Genomic DNA, 19611 nt, shown 5'->3' on the forward strand with positions numbered 1-19611 from the left:
GACAGCCATCATCGGCCTCCCCAGAATGCGGACGGCGGACACGGCACTTCGCCAGCCACCTGTCGATAGATCGCCGCCAACTCCGTGGTCGAAGGCGCCTGGCGTGCCCGCGACGGGTCGCCGGTGATCCGAACGAGGAACGGCAGGTCGACGTCCGTGCCGAGGCCGATCGCGTACAGGACGACGTCCTGGGCGCGCAGTTCGGCCGCCAGCTCGATCGTCCGCGACTCGTCCGGCTGGCGGCCGTCCGTCAGGAGGACGACGACGCGCGTGTTGCCGGCCTTGTGGCGCGGGCCGAACAGCTCGGCCTGCGCCACTTCGAGGCCGCGGTCGATCCGCGTGCCGCTGCCGGTGGCCAGGCCATCGAGCGTGCGGTTCAGCTGATCGACGGTGCTGCCGAGCGGTGCCGCAAGGCGGGCGTTCTCATCGAAGGCGACCAGCGCCACTTGGTCGTGCGGCAGATCGAGCAGGCTGACGAACAGCCGCGCCGCCTGCCGCGCTGCGGCGATCTTGGCGCCGACCATGGACGACGAGGCGTCGACGGCCAGCGCGACGTCGGCATGGCGCTCGCCGGGGATGCAGCGCTCGCGCATGCCGATCGGCAGGTAGATCGGCTCGGGCCGGCGCGTCGCGGTGGGCGTCGGCGTCGTCGACGGCGTCGCGGTGACGGTCGACGTGGGCGACGGGGTGGCGGTCGAGGTCGGCTGGACGGTCGGCGGGCCGCAGTTCACCGTGACGCGCGGTACCGGGAAGTCCAGCCGGCCCGCGCGGCCGTAGCCGTCCGTGTACTCGGCGAACGCCGCGATGTTCGTCGGGGCCTCGCCGCACTCCAGCGGTTCGACGCGGTAGCGCAGGCCGAGGCCGGCGATCGGGACGTCGGTCAACGTCCAGCGCAGCGTATCGCCCTGGACGGTCGCCGGCGGCACGATCGAGCCGGCGACGAGGCGCATGTCGGGCGGGAGGCGGTCGGTCACGGTGATCGTCTTGAACAGGACGGCGGTCGTGACGCGGCCGGCGATGGCCTCGAAGATGGCGTACAGGAAGCGCGCGTCGTCCGCGACGAAGGCGTGGGCGGCGTCCGTGGCGGCGGAGCGCATGAGCGTGCTCGCGCCGCCGATCGCCACCGTGAAGATCTCGACACCGAACGTGCGCTTGAGCTGATCGGCCTCCTGCAGCGTCCGATTCCCTTCCTCCCGGTCCTCGATCCCGTCGGAGAACAGGACGATCACCTTGCGTGCATCCGCGCGGCCGCGCTGCTGGAATTCCTGCCGCGCGCGCGCCAGCCCGACGCTGATCAGCGTGTTGCCGGTCGCCTGCAGGTTCCGCACGGCGTCGCGCGGCGGGCCGGCCTGCGCCGACAGCGGCGCGTCGAGTGCGGCCGTGTCGTTGAAGCTCACGACCCCGACCCGACCGGTCGTGTAGTCGACCTCGGCGATGAACGACGCTGCGGCCTCTTTCAGGAGCCGCAATCGCTCGCCCTCCATCGATCCGGAGCGGTCGAGCACGAGCAGGATGTCCAGCGGCGTTGGCGCGGCGCGCGAGCCGCACCCCCCGCGCACCGTCAACCGCACGTCGACGGCGTCGCCCAACCGCACCGCGGCCGGATCGGCCGTCTTGCCCGGCACCGCCCGGCACTCCGCCCCGCCATCGGGCGGCGACTGCGGCGTCGCCGCGGCGTCCACGCGCCAGACCGAGACGACATCGGCCGCTTGATCCGTCACGAAGATCCGCCCCGCCCCGTCGACCGCCACGTCCGAGGGCAGCGACGCCGGCGCGATGTCGAACCGCGCGGCGTCGAACGAGCCCGTGCGCGCGCCGGCCGTGTCGAAACGGTGGACCCAGCCGTCGCGGTCGAGGGCGTACAGCGCCTGGCCGTCGGGTGTCACCGCCAAGCGGCGCGTACGCGGCGGCAAGGCGACGGTGCGGGCCGCCCCGCCGGCGGCACCGAGCGGGAGTACGGCGACGGTCCCGTTCACGCGGTCGAGCGCGTACGCGTTGCCGGCCGCGTCCATGTCGAGGTCACCCCACAGCGCGCGCTCGACCGCCGCCGGCGGCAGCGGGCGCGTGTTCACGACGCGGCCCGTCGCCCGATCGAACAGCTCGACGGCGTCGTTCAGCGTGTCGAGCGCGACGACGTCGTGGCGCGGCGCGGGCCCGATCGCAAGCGCGACGGCGTGCCCGGCGCCGCCGCCGACCTGCGCCTGCCACACGAGGCCCGTCGCCGGATCGTAGGCGGCCAGCGTGCCGCCGCTGCTGACGAACAGCATCCCGGCGTCGTCCGCGGTGACCGCGACGGGCGCGTGCATCAACCATGGTTTGCTCTTCTGATCGACCACGGCGCCGTCCGGCGCGAAACGCTGGATGCGCCACTGCCGGTCGAGGATCACGAGCCGTCCGTCCGCGCCGACTCCTACCTGCATCGGACCCTCGAACGTGCCCGGGCGGGCTGCGAGCTCGCCCCACGTGCGCTCGGGCGAGGCCGGCCGGTCCGCGCCCGGCAGCCAGCGATAGAGATAGGAGCCCTCGCCGTTCCGGCCCGGCTGCGTGGCCACGATGCCGCGCGCAGCGTCGAACGCGATGCCGAACAGGTCGCCGCGCGGGATGATGTTCCACTGGCTGCCGACGGACAGCAGGACGATGCCGACGGACGTGGCGGCCAGGAACCGCTGGTCGCTCGTCGCCCCGCCGTAGCCGGCGAACACGACGTCGTTGGCCTCCACGCCCGGCGGCAGCCGGAGGTCGACGCTGTCCTGGCGAACGCCGGTCAGCGTGAACGTCCGGACGTCGCCGTTCCGCCCGTCGAGGACGTGGACCCGCGATCCCGCATCCACGTCGATTCCGCGCAGCACGTCGCCGCGCTCCGTCGTCGCCTGGCTCGGCCAGGCAGCGCGCTGCGTCCCGTCGGCGTTCAGGATCCGCACCGTCCCGTCCTCGCTCGACCCGACGGCGATGCCCGTCCCGTCGGGCAGCGTCGCCACGCCGGCGGCAGACGGCACGGGCCACAGTGCCTGCTTCACGCCGGCCGGATCGAGGACGACGATGCCGCCCGCGCCCGCGTCGCTGACGTAGATCCGCCCGCGCACGCTGTCCACCGCGATGTACGTCGGCGCCACGAGGCCGGCGCCGGCCGCGTCGCCCAAGGCCTGCGGCTGATCCGCCGTGTCGATGACCGACACCGTCCGCTCGGCCGCATCGACGACGTACACCCGCCCGTCGGCGCCGTAGTCCACGCCGTGTGCGCGGCGCCAGACGCCGGGGGGGAGGGGGATGGCGGCGCTTCGCCAGGTGGCGGCGAGGGTGAAGGCGGTGGGTTGGGGTTGGGCTTGGGCGGGGGCGGGGCGATCGGCGTCCGCGCACAGGAGAAGCGCCGAGAGTGCCAGGATCGAGGTCGTGAGGCGATTGGTGGTTGGCATGGCTTCGACGTCCTCACATGTCGCGCGGGGGGTCCGTTCCGAACGCCAAGGATAGCGGATCGTCAGCCGCCGCTGTCCGCCGTTCCTCGAAATCCTTATCCCTCCTTCGCCAGCCGATACCCAAACCCCCGCACCGTCTCCACGTACCGCGGCGCCGCCGGATCGTCCTCGATCTTCTGCCGCAGGTACCAGACGTAGCGCTTCACGTAGCTCGGCTCGTCGGCGTACTCCGGACCCCAGACTGCGGTGAGGAGCTGGTTGTGGGACAGCGTCCGGCCGGCGTGCTCGGCCAGGATGGCGAGCAGGCGGTACTCGGTGGGCGTCAGCGGCACGGATTCGCCGCGGCGCAGGACGGAGCGGCCGGCGAAGTCGATGACGAGGTCGCCCACCGCCACCGGCGGCAACGCGTCGCCGGCGAGCGCGCGGGCGCGGGCGGCGCGGGCGAGGACGGCGCGCAGTCGGGCGTTCATCTCGGCCAGGCTGAACGGCTTCGTCACGTAGTCGTCGGCGCCCAGGTCGAAGCCGCGCAGCCGCTCGGGCTCGTCGTCCCGCGCCGTCAGGACGATGACCGGCACGTCCGACATCTCGCGGATCCGCTTGAGCGTCTCCCAGCCGTCCATCTTGGGCATCATCACGTCCAGCACCACGATGTCCGGCCGTCCGCCGTACAGCTCGCGCAGCCCGTCGAGGCCGTTTGGAGCCGTCAGGACGCGGTAGCCGGCGCCCTCGAACGACTCCGCCAGCAGCCGCCTCAGGTTCGCATCGTCATCGATCAGGAGAACGGTCGGGACGTTGCTCATCCGCCGGCTCCGCCAACGGCCGCGTCGCCCGCCCCGTGCCGCCGTTCATCGCATGCGTATGCGCGCCCGTCGTCGCGCCCGTCATCGCCCCAAGCGATGTCTCGATCCGCGTTCCCGGCGGCTGCCGGCAGCCGCAGCACGAACGTCGACCCCTCGCCCGGCCGGCTCGTCACGTCGATCCCGCCGCCGTGCGCTTCGGCCACAGCGCGCGCGATGTGCAGCCCGAGGCCGTGGCCGTACGTCTCGCGCGCGTCATCGCGCTCGACGCGGTGGAAGCGGTCGAAGATCCGCGCCTGCTCGCCTGGCGGGATGCCGGCGCCGCGGTCGGTGACGGCGAACGCGATGCTCGCCCCGCCCCCGGCGACGTCGATCCCGCGCACGTCGACCTCGATCGCCGACCCCGGCGCGGAGTACTTGGCCGCGTTCTCGATCACGTTGCCCAGCGCCTCGGCGGCGCGGTCCGGGTCGGCCAGCAGCGGCGGCACGTCGGGGGCGATGGCGACGCGGACGCGCACCCGGTCCGCGGCCGGCAGCCGGCGGAGGGCGGCAGCGACGAGATCGTCGGCGCCGGTCGGGGCGACGTGCAGCGTGAAACGACCGGCCTGGATCCGGCTGACGTCCAGCACGCCCTTCACGAGCCGCGTCAACCGCGACGCCTCGTGCCCGACGATCGCCAGCTTGGCCCGCACCCGATCGTCGATCGCGCCCGCCTCCATCAACTCGACCGAGGCGTTGATGTTCGTCAGCGGCGCACGCAGCTCGTGGCTGACGAGCGCGACGAAATCGTCCTTCAGCTGGTCGAGCCGCGACAGGTCGGCGTTCGCCTCCTGCAGGGCGATGTTCTTGGCCGCCAGCTCACCGGTCGCCGCTGCGAGCTGCTCGGTGCGGTCCTTCACGCGCGCCTCGAGGACGCGGTTCAACTCGAGGATCGCCCGCTCGGCCGCGATCCGCGTCGTCATGTCGCGCAGCACGAGCGACGTGCCGGCCGGCCGGCCGGCGTCATCCCACAGCCGCGTCTGCGTCATGTCCACCGGCACGGTGTGGCCGTCCTTGTGGCGGCACCGCGCCTGCACGCCGCGCACGAACCCGGCCTGCTCGAGCCGGTCGCGGACGCGCCCGAGCCCGCCGCCCGGCTGCAGCCGCTCGGGCACGATGCGGACGACCGGCTGACCGACGATCTCATCGGCCGTGAAGCCGAGCATCTCGGCCGCCCCGCGGTTCCAGCTGCGGACGATGCCGCCAAGATCGAGGCTCAGGATCGCGTCCGCCGAACCGCTCGTGATCGAGGCAAGGTGCCGCTCGCCGAGCCGAACGCGCGCCTCTGTTTCGGCTTGGCGGGCGAGGGCGCGCGCGATCCAGTCCAGCGTCCAGAACGTGACGAGCGGCCCGGCCAGCCCGTAGACGACCAGCGCGGACGCCATCCGCACCGAAGCGCCGGCCCCGGCCAACGCGCGCTCCTCCCAGATCTGGTGCGCCGCCACGAACGCCAGGATCGCCAACGGCAGCGCCCACCGCAGCCGCCGCACGACGACGAGCGCGCGCCGCTGGGCGGCGGTCGCCACGGCGGACGGCGCGGCCGACGCCGGCGCCGGGGTGGGCGCGGCGGGCGGGGGCGTTGGCGGCGCGGGGGACGCGGGAAGCGCTTCGCGCGAGGTGGAGGTGATCACGGGTGGTGGGCGACAGTATAGCGGTTGGGGATCGGCGGTCGGTGCGGGCCGGGTCCGTCATGCGGACAACGGCAAGGGCTCGACGACGTGCGGGCGATGGCGGGCGCTGCACTTCGGACCACCGATGACCCTAGTTGCGCTGCTTCAGTCGACGTGGCGCTCGGTTCCGAAGCTGGCCAGGAAGGGCAGGTACACGGTTGCGCTCGATTTCGCGGGGACCTCGGTCGGCGGCAGAGCGGTCGGGGCCGGTGGGGTGGGCGTCGGATCCGGCCCGGGTGTGCCGGACGTGGCCGCGGGCGTGCGGGCCGTGGCCACGGGCGTGCCGGCGGTAGACGACGATGTCAGCGTGGCCGAGGGCGTCCCGGCGGCCGTCGGGTCGGCGGTTGGCACGCTGGTGACCTCGGGTGTCGGCGCGGCCGAGGGCACGGCGGTTGCCGACGGCGCCTGGGTGGCCGTTCCGCCGGCGGGCATCGTCGCACTCGGTGTCGATGTGCCTGCACCCGGCGCGGTCGAGGTTGACGTCGGCGCCGGCGTGGCCGTGCTTGCCGTTGGCGTGGGCGCGGCCGTCGCCTCGGCGGTGGCCGTTCCGGTTGCCGGGGCCGACGGCCCTGGCGACGGCGTGCTCGTGAACAGGGGTGTGCCGCTGGCGGCGGCGGTCATCGTCGAGATCGGCGTGTCCGATGCGGGGACCGTCACGGTCGGCATCGCGGTGACCGTGGCGGTTGGTGTCGTCGCAGTCGCCGTGGGCGTGGCCGGGTCGGCCGGGGTGGATGTCGCGGTGCTGGTTGGCGTGGCGGTTTGGACGGGCGTCCCGGTTTGGGTGGTCGTGGGCGTCGACGTGAAGGCCGCGGTCGGTGTCGGCGTCGGCGTGGCTGTCCGTGTCGGCGTTGGCGTGGCTGTGCGCGTGGCGGTCGCAGTCGCGGATGGCGTGGCGGATGGCGTCGACGTCGCGGACGCGGCGGCGCTGCCCGTCGCGGTCGGGGTGGGTGTCGCCGTCGTCGTTCGTGTGACGGTTGGCGTCGCCGTTCCGGTCGACGTGGTCGTGGTTGTTGCGGTGGGCGTCGCGGTCGTCGTGCGGGGGGGGGGGGGGGGGGGCGTCGCGGTTGGCGTCGCGGTCGAAGTCGCCGTCGGCGTGGATGACGCAGTCGGCGTGCGCGTCGTGGTGGGCGTCGCAGTCGACGTCATGGTGGGCGTTGTCGTCGACGTACGCGTGGCGGTTGGCGTGGCCGTTCCGGTCGACGTGGTCGTGGTTGTTGCAGTGGACGTCGCGGTTGTCGTGCGCGTGGCGGTTGCCGTCGCGGTCGACGTCGACGTCGTCGTGGTTGACACAGTCGGCGTGCGCGTAGCGGTTGAGGTCGCCGTTCCAGTGGACGTGGCGGTGGGCGTGGCGGTGGCCGTCGCGGTGGGCGAAGCAGTCAACGTCGTGGTCGGTGTTGCCGTCGACGTACGCGTCGCGGTGGGCGTTGCGGTTCCGGTCGCTGTCGCGGTCGCGGTGGTTGTCGGAGTAGGCGTTGCGGTGGGCGTTGCGGTGGGCGTTGCCGTCGAGGTGGACGTCGCCGTTGGCGTTGAGGTCGATGTGGCGGTGGAGGTGGAAGTCGACGTGGGGGTGGACGTCACCGTCGGCGTGCGCGTTGCCGTGGACGTCGGCGTCGAGCTCGATGTGGACGTCGATGTGCGGGTCGACGTGGATGTGGATGTTGGCGTCGCGGTCGATGTCGACGTGCGCGTGGCGGTGGGAGTCGCCGTTCCGGTCGGCGTGGCGGAGGGGGTGGGAGCGATGACGACGATCTCACCGGCGAGGACCGTGGCTTCGATGGGCGTGCCGTCGGGTCGCGCCAGCCGCTGGTACGTGATCTGGATCGGGCTGCTGCCCACGATCTTGCCGCGGAACGTGATGCGGGCAAGGCCGCCCGTGCCGGTCACGGGCGGCGACGGGTTGAGCTGCGTCACGGCGTACATCGTCGTGCCGACGGTGTTGTCCGCCGTGTTGAACAGCACGAGGTCCGGTGAGATCAGATCGTCCAGAGGCTCCATCTGAATACCCGGCACCGACCCGTTGACGTCCACGACCTCGACCACGACCGGGTCGAACGAAAGCCGAACGTCGGCCGCGTTCAGCATCGCCACGTCGGCCACGTGGATTGTGACGAGCGCCGTCTGGCCAACGAGCGCAATGGCCGACGGTGGCGCGATGCTGACGACGGTCCCGTCCTGGGTAACCGTCGGCCCGCTCGATCGGATGCCGCGCAGGTGATCGAGGGCGACGACGGTGGCCAGGATGGCGACGAATGATGGCAGGACCCGGCGGCTGGCACGGGCCGTCACACGAGCAATGCGGCTGTCCGGCCTCGCTCGCACCGGGTTGCCTGGGAACGAATGGCGCGGGGTCACGATCGGCGGGTCATTGCGACAACAGCGGCGAACGTGAGCACTGCGGCCAGCGCCAGCCAGGGCCAGGGTGGGCGTTGCGCTGGGCGCGTGGCCTCGGCCGGCGATTCCGCGGCACGGCGATCCGCAACCGACGCATCAGGCGCATCCGGCGATGCGCGTGGCGCACTGATGGCGCGCTCGGGCGTGGCCCCATCGTCCGGCGACGCATTGTCCTCGACGCCATCCGACGGCATCGACCCGTACGGCGTCGACGCCGCCGGCAGGGCGTCGGCAGCACCGCCCGGCAGCACACCGCGCGTCGGCTCGATCCTGTCGGTGAAGGGCGGGGCATCGACCGCCGGCGCACCGGCCGCGCCGCCGACCACGCCGGCGCCTGCTGTCGGGCCGCTCGACGACTTGGCGCCCGCACCGGTGGACGGCACTGTCGCGGCGGCGGGCCGTTCGGATGCGCGGGGTTGCGTCGCACGGGCGGACGTTTCATTGGACGAACGGGGCGTCGGCCCGATCGCTGTCGGCGGGAGGACCAGTGTCGGCTCGCGCATCGGGACGGGCGTCGGAGTGGAAGGAGCTTGCGCGGCGGAGACGAGCGTGACGCGGCCGGCCGATGTTCCTGCAGGGATCTCGATCCCGTCGCGGCTCGACAACATCGACGCCGAGACGCCGACGTCCGTCGTGCCGCTGCTGACGAGCGCCCGGAAGGTGACGCTGAACAGATCGCCCGAACCGCTCGCCGGAGCTGCGGGGCTCAGCTGGGTGAAGGCGACATGAACCGTGCCTGCGGCGTTGTCGGCGAGGTTGCGGACGACGAGGTCGGCGGACAGCAGGCGCCCGAGTTGAACCTGCACACCCGGCTTGGCCGGGTTGGCGTCCTCGGCTTGCAGGACCTTCGGGTCAAACGACAGCTGCACGTCGGCCCCGTACAGATCGCGCACATCGCGGACGTGCACGACGACGGCGCCCGTCTGACCTGCACCGATCCTGGCGTCCCCGACGGCGATCGCGGCCCGCGACTGGGCGGAAGCCGGCACTGGAACCCACATGCAGCTGCACACGATGATCCACATCGCCCAGCGCCACGCCCGAATCACCCGGCGCCGGCGATGGTCCTGCTGTCGCTGCCGCGCAACACCCCGGCTCATCACACACCGACCAGCGCGCGGACGATCATCGTTGCCTGAACCCCGGGCACAGCGGCAGCGGGCCCATGAAGCAGTACTCGAACAGCGGGTTCCCGTCCTCGTCGTACGTGCTCTCGAACGGAATCCCGCGCTCGCCCGCCGCCTCGTCGCCCGGCACGTCCTCGCCCAGCCGCGCGCCGCGCCGCTCGATCGCCATCGCCCCGAGGCCCACGAGGTTGCGCAGGAAGAAGCCCGTCCCGTCGAACACGTCGTGCTCCCAGAACCACGCGCTGATCACCGCGCTGCCCTTGAACCCGTTGTTGATCCAGCCCCACGTCTGCAGGTCGATGTACTCCACCTGCTTCTCGTTCAGCTTCTGGCAGATGTAGTCGATCAAGCCGTTCTGGTCGTACACGTAGATCACCAAGTCCGTGAAGCCCGGCTTCGGCACCACGTTCGCGATCGCGATCTCACTGGTCATCTGCGAGCTGCCAAGGTCCTTCAGCAGGCTCGGGATCGCGATCAGGCCCACGCCCGCCTCGAAGTTCCCGCCCGAACGCTCGCCGATCTGCCAGTCGAAGATCTTGTGCTCCGGCAGCAGGTTGTACGCGATGCCTTGGGTGGCCGCCGTCCGCGCCGCGTCCGAGTACTCGATCAGCGTCGCCACTGCCACCACGTTCGGCGCCAGCACGTTCGGGTTCCCCGGCGAGATCCACTCCTGGCTCTCCACCCGCGCCGATCCCACCCAGTTCCCCGGCAGCGCCGCCACCAGCGGCAGGAAGAACGTCTGGCTCCCGCGCGGGCAGACCCAGTCGATGAGCGTCGTGATGATGTCCCCGCCGCGGTCCAGGAAGTACACCTTCACCTTGGCCGCCACCACCGGGCTCAGGTTCTGCACCTGGATCGCGCTGTCCCAGCCCTGGTACTCGCTGTACACCAGCGGCGCGAAGCCCACCTGGTTGCCGCCCGTGTACACGGCCTTGCGCGGGTCGAACGTGTAGTTGATCTCCGCCGGCTCGCCCGCGTACGTCATCAGCAGGTCGTGCCCGATGATGTCCACGACGATGCCCATCCGCTGCGTCGAGCGGATCCACGCGCTGCCCTGGAAGTCCGGGCCCACGCAGTCGTTCGCGTCCAGCTGGTACGTCTCGCCCGGCGCCAGCGTCGCGATGTCGCAGATCACCGCCCGCAGGCAGTCCTCCTGCTGCTGGAACCAGATCTCGATCGACGAGCACATCAGCCCGCCGTTCTGGATGTAGATCATCGAGTTGTAGCCGGCCTTGCTGGCGTACACCAGCGGCACGTAGAACCCGTACCCGCCGTACACGGCGTCGTACACGCCAAGGTGCGTGCCCGCGATCCCGTTGTACTTGCTCGTCACGTCCACACCCGGCGTCACGTCGCCCGGGCACGTCCGGTGCACGTCCACCGCCAGCGCCCCGTCCTGCGGTGCCGCGCGCGACATGTCGATCCCGTCGAAGATCAGCCCCTCGTCGTACGCCTTCTTGAAGCGGCGATAATCGTCCGCGTCGCCCACGACGTTGAAGAACAGGACCTCGCAGACGTAGTCGCCCGTGATGTCGTCCTCCGGGATCACGTCGATCCCGTCCTCGGACAGCTGCCGCGCCGAGAGCTTGAACAGGATGCCGGACTTCGAGCCCGTCGGCACCTGGGCGCCGTACAGGTTCCAGCTGCTGCCCGGCTTCAAGAGGCCCGTGCACTCCACCTTCAACGGCCCCGCCGCCTGCGGCGGGCAGAAGCCCGGCTCGCCCCAGGTCACCAGCGCCGCCTTGGCGATCTGGCAGCCCAGGTTCTGGACCTCGATCCAGCTCTCGCACACGTCGTCCTGGCCGAGGAAGTTCAGGATCGGCAGGTGGACCTGGTTGCTCAGCTGCGTGTTCGGGTCGATGACGGACGGGCAGTCCATCAGCACCTCGACCGCACCGCTCGAGCGGCTGAACGTGTTCACGCCGATGTTGAAGCCGTCGTAGTGCACCGTGCCGACGATCGGGATGATCGTCCCGGTCGGGATCGCGCCCTTGATGCGCAGAGAGAACTGGACCGTCACGCTCGCGCCGACGGCGATCGTGCCGTCCCACGTCATCTGCGTGCTCGTGGATGTGCACGTCCCGCCGCCGTCGAGCACGCGGCAGTCGAGGCCGACGACGCTGCCCGGCAGGATCGCCTCCCACTCCGGTCCGCCGTTGTCCCGCTGCGGCGTGAACGCCAGCGGGCCGGTGTTGCTGAAGCTCTGCGTCACGATGAGGAAGTCACCGACGCCGACGCAGTCCTCTTCGCTCGGATCGACGGTCGCGTCGGCGATCTGCACGTCCGCGCCGGCGCGCACGTTCGTCGAGGACGTGGCCGAGTTGTTGCCCAAGCTCGGATCCGTCGTGGCGGACGTCGTCGAGGCGGTGTTCGAGATCGGTGCGCCGGGGCTGCCCGGGCAGAGCGCTGGCGAGCATGGCGTCGTGATCGGCACGCTGACGATGATCGTGACGGTGCGCGCGTTTGCGGCACCCGTCACGGTCGTGCCGGCCCAGGTGCACGTCACGGTGCCGGTGCCGCCCACGACCGGCGTCACGCACGACCCGCCCGCGCTCGGCGCCGCCGACACGAACGTGACGGCCGTCGGCAGCGGATCGGCGATGACGACGTTGTTCGCCGAGCTGGGACCGTTGTTCGTCGACGTCAGGACGAAGGTGAGGTTGTTGCCAGCCGTCACCGGGTCCGGCGCGTCCGTCTTGGTCAGCGCCAGGTCCGCTGAGGGCGTAGGCGTGGCCGTCGCGGTCGACGTCGGCGTGGGGGTCGGCGTTCGGGTCGCGGTGTTCGAGGGCGTTGCGGTCGCCGTCGGCGTTGCGGTCGATGTTGACGTCGCGGTCGCCGTCGGCGTTGCGGTCGATGTCGGCGTGCTCGTCCGGGTAGGGGTGCTAGATGGCGTTGTTGTCGCCGTGGCCGTAGCGGTCGGCGTGGGGGTGGAGGTGTTCGTCGGTGTGGCTGTCCAAGTCGCGGTGGAGGTGGCCGTGGCGGTAGGGTTCTCGACGGTGATCGAGCCGTCTTCGACGGTGGACGGGATCTCGACACCGTCGATGTCGGAGAGCCGTACGTCGTCCGTCTCGAACGTCAGCGCCGAGACGCCGGCACCGACAGACGCGAACTCGATCGTGAACAGCACGCCGCTCCCGCTCACGGGCGAACACGCGAGCTGCGTGGCGACGAATGACAGCGTACCGAGCGCGTTGTCCGCCGTGTTGTAGAGGACGAGCTGGCTGCCGCACAGGAACGACCCGGCCGTCATCTGGACACCGGGGCCCGGAACGGCATCGACGACCGTGACGATGGCCGGGTCGAACGTGAGCCCGACATCGAACGCATTGAGGTCCGTGACGTCCTCGACGCGCACGTCGACCGTCAGTGAGCCGGGGTGGACGATCGAGCCGTTCTGCGGGTCGAGGACGATCCGCGCCGCGCCCTGCGCCGGCGCCGCGCCCGTGCGCCAGAGCGCTGGGCGCGGCGCACCCGCCACGGCGACGATCGCGGCGGCGGCCAGGAGACCGCGCGCCATCGCAGCGCCCGACGCCTGGCCGGGCCGGCGAACGCTTCGAGCCACGCGGGCGGATGTCACTTGCGGTACTTGTACGAGAATGGGCAATAGATCGCGTGTCTTTCGGGGCCTGGCGTAGCATCAAAGGTGGCTTCGGCCGTTACCGTTGCGGTGGGGGGCGGCGTTCCGGGCGGCGAGGGCGTGGGCGGCGGCGTCTCTGTCGCCGTCGGTGGCGGCGTGCGCGTTGGACCGCCCACGCCGATGATCAGGACGATCGAGCGCACCTCCATCGCGATGGGATCGCCGCTCGGGTGGACAAGTTTCTGCGTTTGGATCGAAAGGCTGCTCGTGCCGGATCTGAGCGCACGCAGTGTGATCCGCGCGAGCGCCCCGCTCCCGGTGGCCGGCGGCGACGGGTTGAGCTGCGTCGCCGCGTGCCGGACGACTCCGGTCTCGTTGTCCGCCGAGTTGGCCAGGACGAAGTCGGGCTTCAGGAAGCCGTCCAGGAGTTCGACCTGGATCCCGTCCGTGCCCGGGTCCGCGTCGACGACCGCGAGCAGCGTCGGATCGAACGCCACGCGCACGTCCGCCGCATTCAGGTCCACCACGTCGTGCACGACGACGTCGACGCGCACCGTAGCACCGACCTCAACCTGCGGCGCTTCAGTCTCCGGGCCGATCGTCGGGGCGGACTGCACAGGACGAGCGGCGGCGGCGCCGACGGAGGGTAGCGACGCCGAGCCGGGAGCGATGGCAACGAGCACCAGCGTGATCACCGCGCGGCCGACGGGCGTCCACCAGTCGCGCGGAAGGGCCCGGCGCTCTAGCGCCGGGCCCTTCCGTAGCAACGCAAACCGCAGCACCTACGGCGCCCAAGTGCTCGACGTGATGCCGTAGTTCCCGCCCATGAGCGACAGGTCGAGGATGTTCACGATTCCGTCCTCGTTCACGTCGGGGCTCGACCCGACCGGCGATCCGCCACCGCACGCCGACGTCATCGTCCCGTAGAACGCGCCGATGCACGAAGCGTCGCTGATGTCGATCGTGTTGTCGTTGTACGCATCCCCGCCGCGCAGCACCAGCGTGACCAGCGTCGTGAACGGTCGCACGCTCATCAGCTTGCTGTGGCTGTACGTCGTCGACACCTCCGCCGTTGTCGCCACGAACAGGTTGCGATCGGCCAGCAGGTGGTATGTCGTCCCCACTAGCAGCTCGTAGCCCACGTTGTGCGCCGTCGCGTAGCTGCCCGACGCCGCGCTCGTGCCCTGCGCGTACTCCACCGAGCCCGACTTCGTGGCGATGTCGAACACCCGCAGCTTACCGCCACTGTCGTTCGTCCGCCCCTGGAGGTCGATGAACCCGTTGTAGTTCGCCTTGCCGATGATGTTCACCGTGCCGTCGTTCGTGTCCGTGATGTCCCGGCTGGCGACCGAGGGCGCGTTGTAGCCGGCGTTGTTCAGGAAGATCTTCGCCCCGCCCAGCGCCGACGCCGCCGAGTCCGCCTCGAGGTGCGCGATGTCCAGGTTCGTCGGCCACGGGCCCGGGCCAGGCGGCGGGTTGGCGGCCGTGAAGTTCAGCTTCGCCAGCGTCCCGCCGTCCCATTCGCTGATGAACAGGGTGCAGAAGTACTTCACGATGCCCGGCCCCGACCCGTTGTTCGTGCATTGGCCCAGCCACGGCGCGATGAACGTCGTGCTGCTGAGCGTCAGGTACGCCGTGTCATAGGTTACCTCGAACTGGATCGAGTTCAGCTTCTGCGCGTCGACCTTTAGGTCCGCGACGAAAGCCGCGCCCTCGCTGATGTTTACGCTCGTCTGGTCGCCGACCGCCACCGGGTCCATGTCCAGGTGCAGCTCGGCGAACGTGTGCGGGGTGTAGTCCACCCCGGCGCTCGCCCCGTCGCCGCTCGGGCCGGTCGGCCCGGCCACATCGCCCCAGCTGTTGCGCTCCGCCGCCAGCGGGCTCGTCGTGCCGTCGTTCTGGATCCCGTTGCCGCCGTTGACCTTGAACAGGTTGCCCTCGATCGTCACGACCCCGCCGAACGCGACGCCGCTGTTCACCTGCAGCCCGGCGCCGGTGTTGCTGTGGATCCAGTTGCCGAACATCTTGAACGACGTCACGCTCACCGCTACCTCGACGCCGTCCGCCCAGTTCTTCACCTCGCTGTCGCTCAGCGTGAAGTTATCGCCGCCCGTCGTCACCAGGACCGCCGGGTCCCCGCTTCCGCCGCCGTCCAGCACCGCGTTCGTCAGCGTGACGTCCGCCGCCGCCACCGTCAAGAACGGCGATCCCGGGCCACCCGTCCGGCCCTCAAGGTCGAGCGTAATGCCTGGCGTCGTGATGACGATGCCGCCGGTCAGGGGCTCGCCACCGACAACCACGATCGTATCGCCATATTGCGCCGAGGCGAGCAGGGCGGCAAGCGTGCCGTACTCGCCCGTGCGTTCGTTGCGATACGTGTCGGGCTGGGAGCAGCCGGCGCTCGTCCACGGCGTGAAGTCGATGTTGGCGCTTGCCGAGTCACCGGTGCCGCTCGGGTTGGAGGTGGCGTTGTACGGACCGCTGGCGTCGCCCCACCAGTTGTTCTCGGCGTTGACCGTCGGTGAGGTGACGTTCGAGGTCATGCCCTCGTCGTTGTCCGTGAAACAGTTGCCGCTGGCCGACATGGCCGTGAACACGCCGGCCCCGCACGTGCTCTCACACTTCCACCACACGACCCCAACATCGAAGCCGTTGATGATGTTGTTGTCGATGTTCACCGCCATGTCGTCGGGGCCGTAGCCGGCATCCGCCTCGATCCCATACGTCGAGGTGTTGTCCGCGCCGACGAAGGCGATCGTGTTGCCCGTCACCGCGACGGTGAGCAGGGCCTGCGGCGCGAGCGCCGACAGCGCCGACTGCAGGCCATCGCCCGCTGCACCGGCCGCGGCAATCGCGCCGCCACCGCCACCGCCGAGGTACGCGCCGTCGACGGGCTGCGGCACGGCGTGGGGCGGGTCGCTGGCGATGATGCCCCAGCTGTAGTCGCCCACCTCCACGACGGTGATGTCGTTGTCCGTCAGGTTCGCGCCGCCGTCGTAGTTGTAGATTCCGGTCTGGGCCCCGGTGATCACATTGTCGTCGATCGTGAGTTCCGTGTAGTAGTTGAGAATCGACGAGGCAACGGTGCCTGAGCCGCTGTAGGCGATGCCGCTGATCGTGTTGTCCTCGATCGTGCCTGAGCCGAGGTCCGACCAGACCTGGATCCCGTTCTGGGCGGTGGACGGCGTGTTGCCGGCGCCCGTGACCGTGTTGTTGGCGATGCTCACGACGACCGCCGTGCTGGCGCTCGTGTTCACCGTGATGCCGTTCTTCTGGAACCCGCTGATCGTGTTGCCCGTCACGTTGATCGTGCGCGTCGTGGCGTCATCGTTGTAGGTATAGAACGCGTTGCCGTGCTGCGTCCCGTCGAGCGGCGCGTTGCGCACATCGACGATGTGCGTGTTCTGCACCGTTCCGCCGGCGTTGTTGAAGCCGACGCCGACGAACCGATAGTTCGCGTTGCCCCGGCCGGCGCCGTCCACCTTGAGGTCCTTGATGACGACGTCGTTCGTGCCGTGCGCGTAGAGGACCGGGCGGTTCGCGTTGGCGCCCGTCAAGAAGAACAACGTCAGCGCCGTCGGCGCCTTGATGATCGACGTCGTCCCGACGCCCTGCAGCGTGCGCGCCGCGGTGATCTCGACCTGCTCCTCGTACGTGCCGGCGGCGATGCGGACCGTCCCGGCGGCGAGGGCCGAGTTGACACCCTCCTGCACCCGCCCGGTCGCGCCGGTCTGCGCGCCGTTGTCGTCCACCCACAGCGTGCTGAAGTCACCCTGGAAGCCCATCGTGCCGCTCGTGTCGGTGCCGACGGCCAGCCACGGCGTGAAGTCCACGTTCGCCGAGGCCGTTCCCGCCACGTCCGGCGCGCCGCCGGGGTTCGTCGCGGAACCGCCGTACGCCACCGGGATCTGCGCGGCGTAGCCCGGCTCGGCGCTGTTGGCCGTCGTGACGACGGGCGTGATCGTGCCGAGCCAGTTGCCGCTGAAGTTCTTGAGGTTCGTCGTGCCGGGCGCCGGCAGCGCGCCGCCGGTCTGGCGGTCGACGATGCCGCCGTACCAGTTGCCGGAGATGTCGTTGTTCTTGATGGTGGCGTTCAGCGCCGTCTGGAGCGGCACGTTGGAGCCGACGCTCGCGTCGAGGAAGAGGATCCCGACGGTCCAGTTGTCGGTGATCTCGTTTTCCTGGATGTTGAGGTTGTCGGTGACGTTGCGCATGATGAGGCCGGTGCGGTTGAAGTCGATGACGTTGTTGTGGATGTTGGCGCCGCTATTGTCGTTGATGTCGATCCCGGTGCGGTTGCCGGTCAGGACGCAGTTGCGGACCTCCATGCTCTTAGCTGTGCCCTGGATGGCGATCCCGGCGCTGTTGATCCCCGGGTCGTTCCACGTAGCGGGGGCGTTCCCTTCCCGCGTGATCGTGAAGCCGTCGATGACGACGTTCAGCGCGTTGACGGTCAGCGTCGTTCCGGCGGGAGCGGCCAACGGCCCCTTGATCGTCGTCGACCCGCTGCCGGCGCCCAAGAGCGTGACCGGCTTGTTCGCGTCCACGTCCCCGATGTACGTCCCGGCCCCTACATGCACCGTCCCGCCGCTGTCCACAAGATCGATGCCCTTCTGGATCGTCTTGACCGCGCAGTTCGGCATGGCGGTGGCGTCGGCATCTGCGGTGCCGTTGCAATCCGTGTCATGGCCGTCCGTTCGGACGTAGATGGGCGTGGCGGCCAAGACTGTGCTTGCCGCTGTGGCGGCCAGGGCCAGTCCAAGAGCCGCAGCGGCCAGAGCCTTGTGGGTGTCGGTGAACAGGCAGTGAAGCCGAGCCATGTGGATCTCCTTGCGAGTCGATGAAGTGGAGCGAGTCGTGGACGGCAAACTCAGAGTTCAGCCAACCATCATTCCATCCCGGTAATCAACTGAACCGTCGACAACTACTGACAACCGAGCGAGACCATACCATAACCAACCACAAGAGAGATCACCTGCTAGGGAGACTCGAATCATGATCGGGCGACGCACGGGTGTCAGCAAGGAGTTAACGAGGGGAAGGGTCGAAAGATACGTGCCGCTTACGTTTGGCTGCCAAGGCCCGCAACGGCCCCTCAATCGGGTGCTGTGACTCTCCCCCGCAACCGCTTGCGCCAGGTGCGACGACAATCGCGTGGCTCGGCAGGCATCGGCATGAGGTCGACGCGTTCGCCGCGCGCGCGGTCGCTCGCTATCATCCGCCCGCCGCGGCCGTTCGAAGTCGGTCGTGGGGGGCGGTGGCGGAACTGGCATACGCGGCGGACTTAAACTCCGTTGGGGAAACCCATGTGGGTTCGACTCCCACCCGCCCCACTACAGAGTAATACAAGCCTCCGATGGCCCGATTGTAGCACAGCCCATACTCGCTTGACCCTAATTCTGACCCTAGTTTGTCTTGTCTTCGCCGCGGAGCACCGAATCCATCCGTCGAGCAGCATCGCGCTGAGTCTCGGGCAAGACGTGTGCGTAAGTGTTCATGGTCACGGTGATGCCCGAGTGACCGAGGATGGCCATGATGTCGCGGTGGCTGACGCCCTGGGCCAGGAGGAAGGTGGCGCAGCTGTGGCGCAAGTCGTGGAAGCGCTTCCTCGGGAGACCGGCTGACACGAGGAGCTTCTGAAAGCCCCTCGTCACTTCGGGGCCATCAAGTGGTGTCCCGATGCCGGTCGTGAAGACGTATGGCGTTTCCTGCCACCGCTCGCCGGCCTTGAGACGATTCCGGTTTTGCTGGGCGCGTTGACCCCGCAGCGCCAAGACAGCTGTCTCAGCAAGGACGATCGTCCGCTTTGACTGGGCCGTCTTCGGACTGACGAGTTGGAGCGTGCCGTCCAGCCGTTGCAGAGCGTTGCGAACAGTGAGGTGTCCGGCATCCAGGTCGATGTCCTGCCACGTAAGGCCGAGCAGCTCTCCCTGTCGCAGGCCAGTCGCCAGCGCCACGACGAAGAGCGCCTCCCATGAATGCCCACGTATGTGCTCAAGGAACACGCGAGCCTGTTGGGGAGTGAGCGGTTCGATCTCTGAGTGTTCTTCCTTCGGCAGGTCGACGAGCGTTGCGACATTGCGCGTCACCTCGCTCCACTTGCACGCTTGGTTCAGAGCCGCCCGAAGCGTTGATCGTATCCTGTTGATGGACGCGGGAGAGAGACCGCTCTTGCGCTTCTCGTTCAGGAGCTTCTGAACGTGACCGGGCTGGAGCTTGGCGAGGGGGATCTTGCCGATCGCCGGCACCAGGTGCTGACGAACATGCATGGCGTAAGACGTGTAGGTTCGGGGGGCGACGCGGGGCTGTACGCTGTCCCGCAACCACCGCTCCAAGAACTGTTCAACCGTCTGGCGCTCGTCGGGTAGGGGAATGCCCTGGTCGACCTGGCCCTGAGCAGTACGCATCTTGCGGGCGACCTCATCGCGGGTCTTGCCGTATACCGAGCGCTGGCGGCCAGCGACAGTCAGTCGGGCTTCCCAGCGTCCGTCTGGGCGCTTGCGGATTGTTCCTTCGTTGTTGCCGCGACGGGTCACAGGGCTGCGCCTTTCTCTCGTGCAGGCGCCTCAGGCACCAGCGTGGAGTAGTCTAGCCACG

The 19611-nt window shown here is 69.8% G+C and carries 9 protein-coding genes and 1 tRNA gene; 2 read left to right on the plus strand and 8 right to left on the minus strand.

Annotation, left to right across the window (positions count from 1 at the left end; all coding sequences use genetic code 11):
- Nucleotides 1–8 precede the first annotated feature (8 nt).
- From IPG72_14765 to IPG72_14775, 3 genes are all read right to left on the minus strand, one after another.
- Nucleotides 9–3413, minus strand: coding sequence for a VWA domain-containing protein (locus IPG72_14765; GenBank protein ID MBK6770241.1), 3405 nt, complete (start codon nucleotides 3411–3413; stop codon nucleotides 9–11).
- Between the two features lie 95 nt (nucleotides 3414–3508).
- A complete protein-coding gene (locus IPG72_14770; protein MBK6770242.1) occupies nucleotides 3509–4213 on the minus strand; it encodes a response regulator transcription factor in 705 nt (234 codons plus the stop codon).
- A complete protein-coding gene (locus IPG72_14775) occupies nucleotides 4210–5880 on the minus strand; it encodes a PAS domain S-box protein (GenBank protein MBK6770243.1) in 1671 nt (556 codons plus the stop codon). Before IPG72_14775 ends, IPG72_14770 begins: the two co-directional genes overlap by 4 nt.
- Nucleotides 5881–6157: 277 nt before the next feature.
- Between IPG72_14775 and IPG72_14780 the strand changes: the two genes are divergently transcribed.
- A complete protein-coding gene (locus IPG72_14780) occupies nucleotides 6158–7918 on the plus strand; it encodes a hypothetical protein (GenBank protein MBK6770244.1) in 1761 nt (586 codons plus the stop codon).
- A 349-nt stretch (nucleotides 7919–8267) separates the two neighbouring features.
- Here the strand turns inward: IPG72_14780 and IPG72_14785 are convergent, their stop codons facing one another.
- From IPG72_14785 to IPG72_14800, 4 genes are all read right to left on the minus strand, one after another.
- Complete coding sequence (locus IPG72_14785; protein MBK6770245.1) at nucleotides 8268–9299, minus strand: hypothetical protein; 1032 nt, start codon at nucleotides 9297–9299, stop codon at nucleotides 8268–8270.
- A 136-nt stretch (nucleotides 9300–9435) separates the two neighbouring features.
- Nucleotides 9436–12954 (minus strand): DUF11 domain-containing protein, encoded by a 3519-nt coding sequence (locus tag IPG72_14790; GenBank protein MBK6770246.1) that lies wholly within the window; start codon nucleotides 12952–12954, stop codon nucleotides 9436–9438.
- 56 nt (nucleotides 12955–13010) lie between these two features.
- Nucleotides 13011–13697 carry a hypothetical protein gene (locus tag IPG72_14795; GenBank protein MBK6770247.1) on the minus strand — a complete coding sequence of 229 codons (687 nt, stop codon included), beginning with the start codon at nucleotides 13695–13697 and terminating at the stop codon, nucleotides 13011–13013.
- A gap of 99 nt (nucleotides 13698–13796) precedes the next feature.
- A complete protein-coding gene (locus IPG72_14800; GenBank protein MBK6770248.1) occupies nucleotides 13797–17834 on the minus strand; it encodes a right-handed parallel beta-helix repeat-containing protein in 4038 nt (1345 codons plus the stop codon).
- Between the two features lie 431 nt (nucleotides 17835–18265).
- On the opposite strand from IPG72_14800, the gene IPG72_14805 reads away from it, so the two are divergent.
- A tRNA-Leu gene (locus IPG72_14805) sits at nucleotides 18266–18347 on the plus strand.
- Nucleotides 18348–18419: 72 nt separating this feature from the next.
- Here IPG72_14805 and IPG72_14810 read toward each other — a convergent pair.
- On the minus strand, nucleotides 18420–19550 hold the full coding sequence (locus tag IPG72_14810) for a site-specific integrase (protein MBK6770249.1): 1131 nt from the start codon (nucleotides 19548–19550) through the stop codon (nucleotides 18420–18422).
- Nucleotides 19551–19611 lie beyond the last annotated feature (61 nt).

This window comes from Candidatus Avedoeria danica, from assembly GCA_016703025.1.
GTDB lineage: Bacteria > Chloroflexota > Anaerolineae > Epilineales > Epilineaceae > Avedoeria > Avedoeria danica.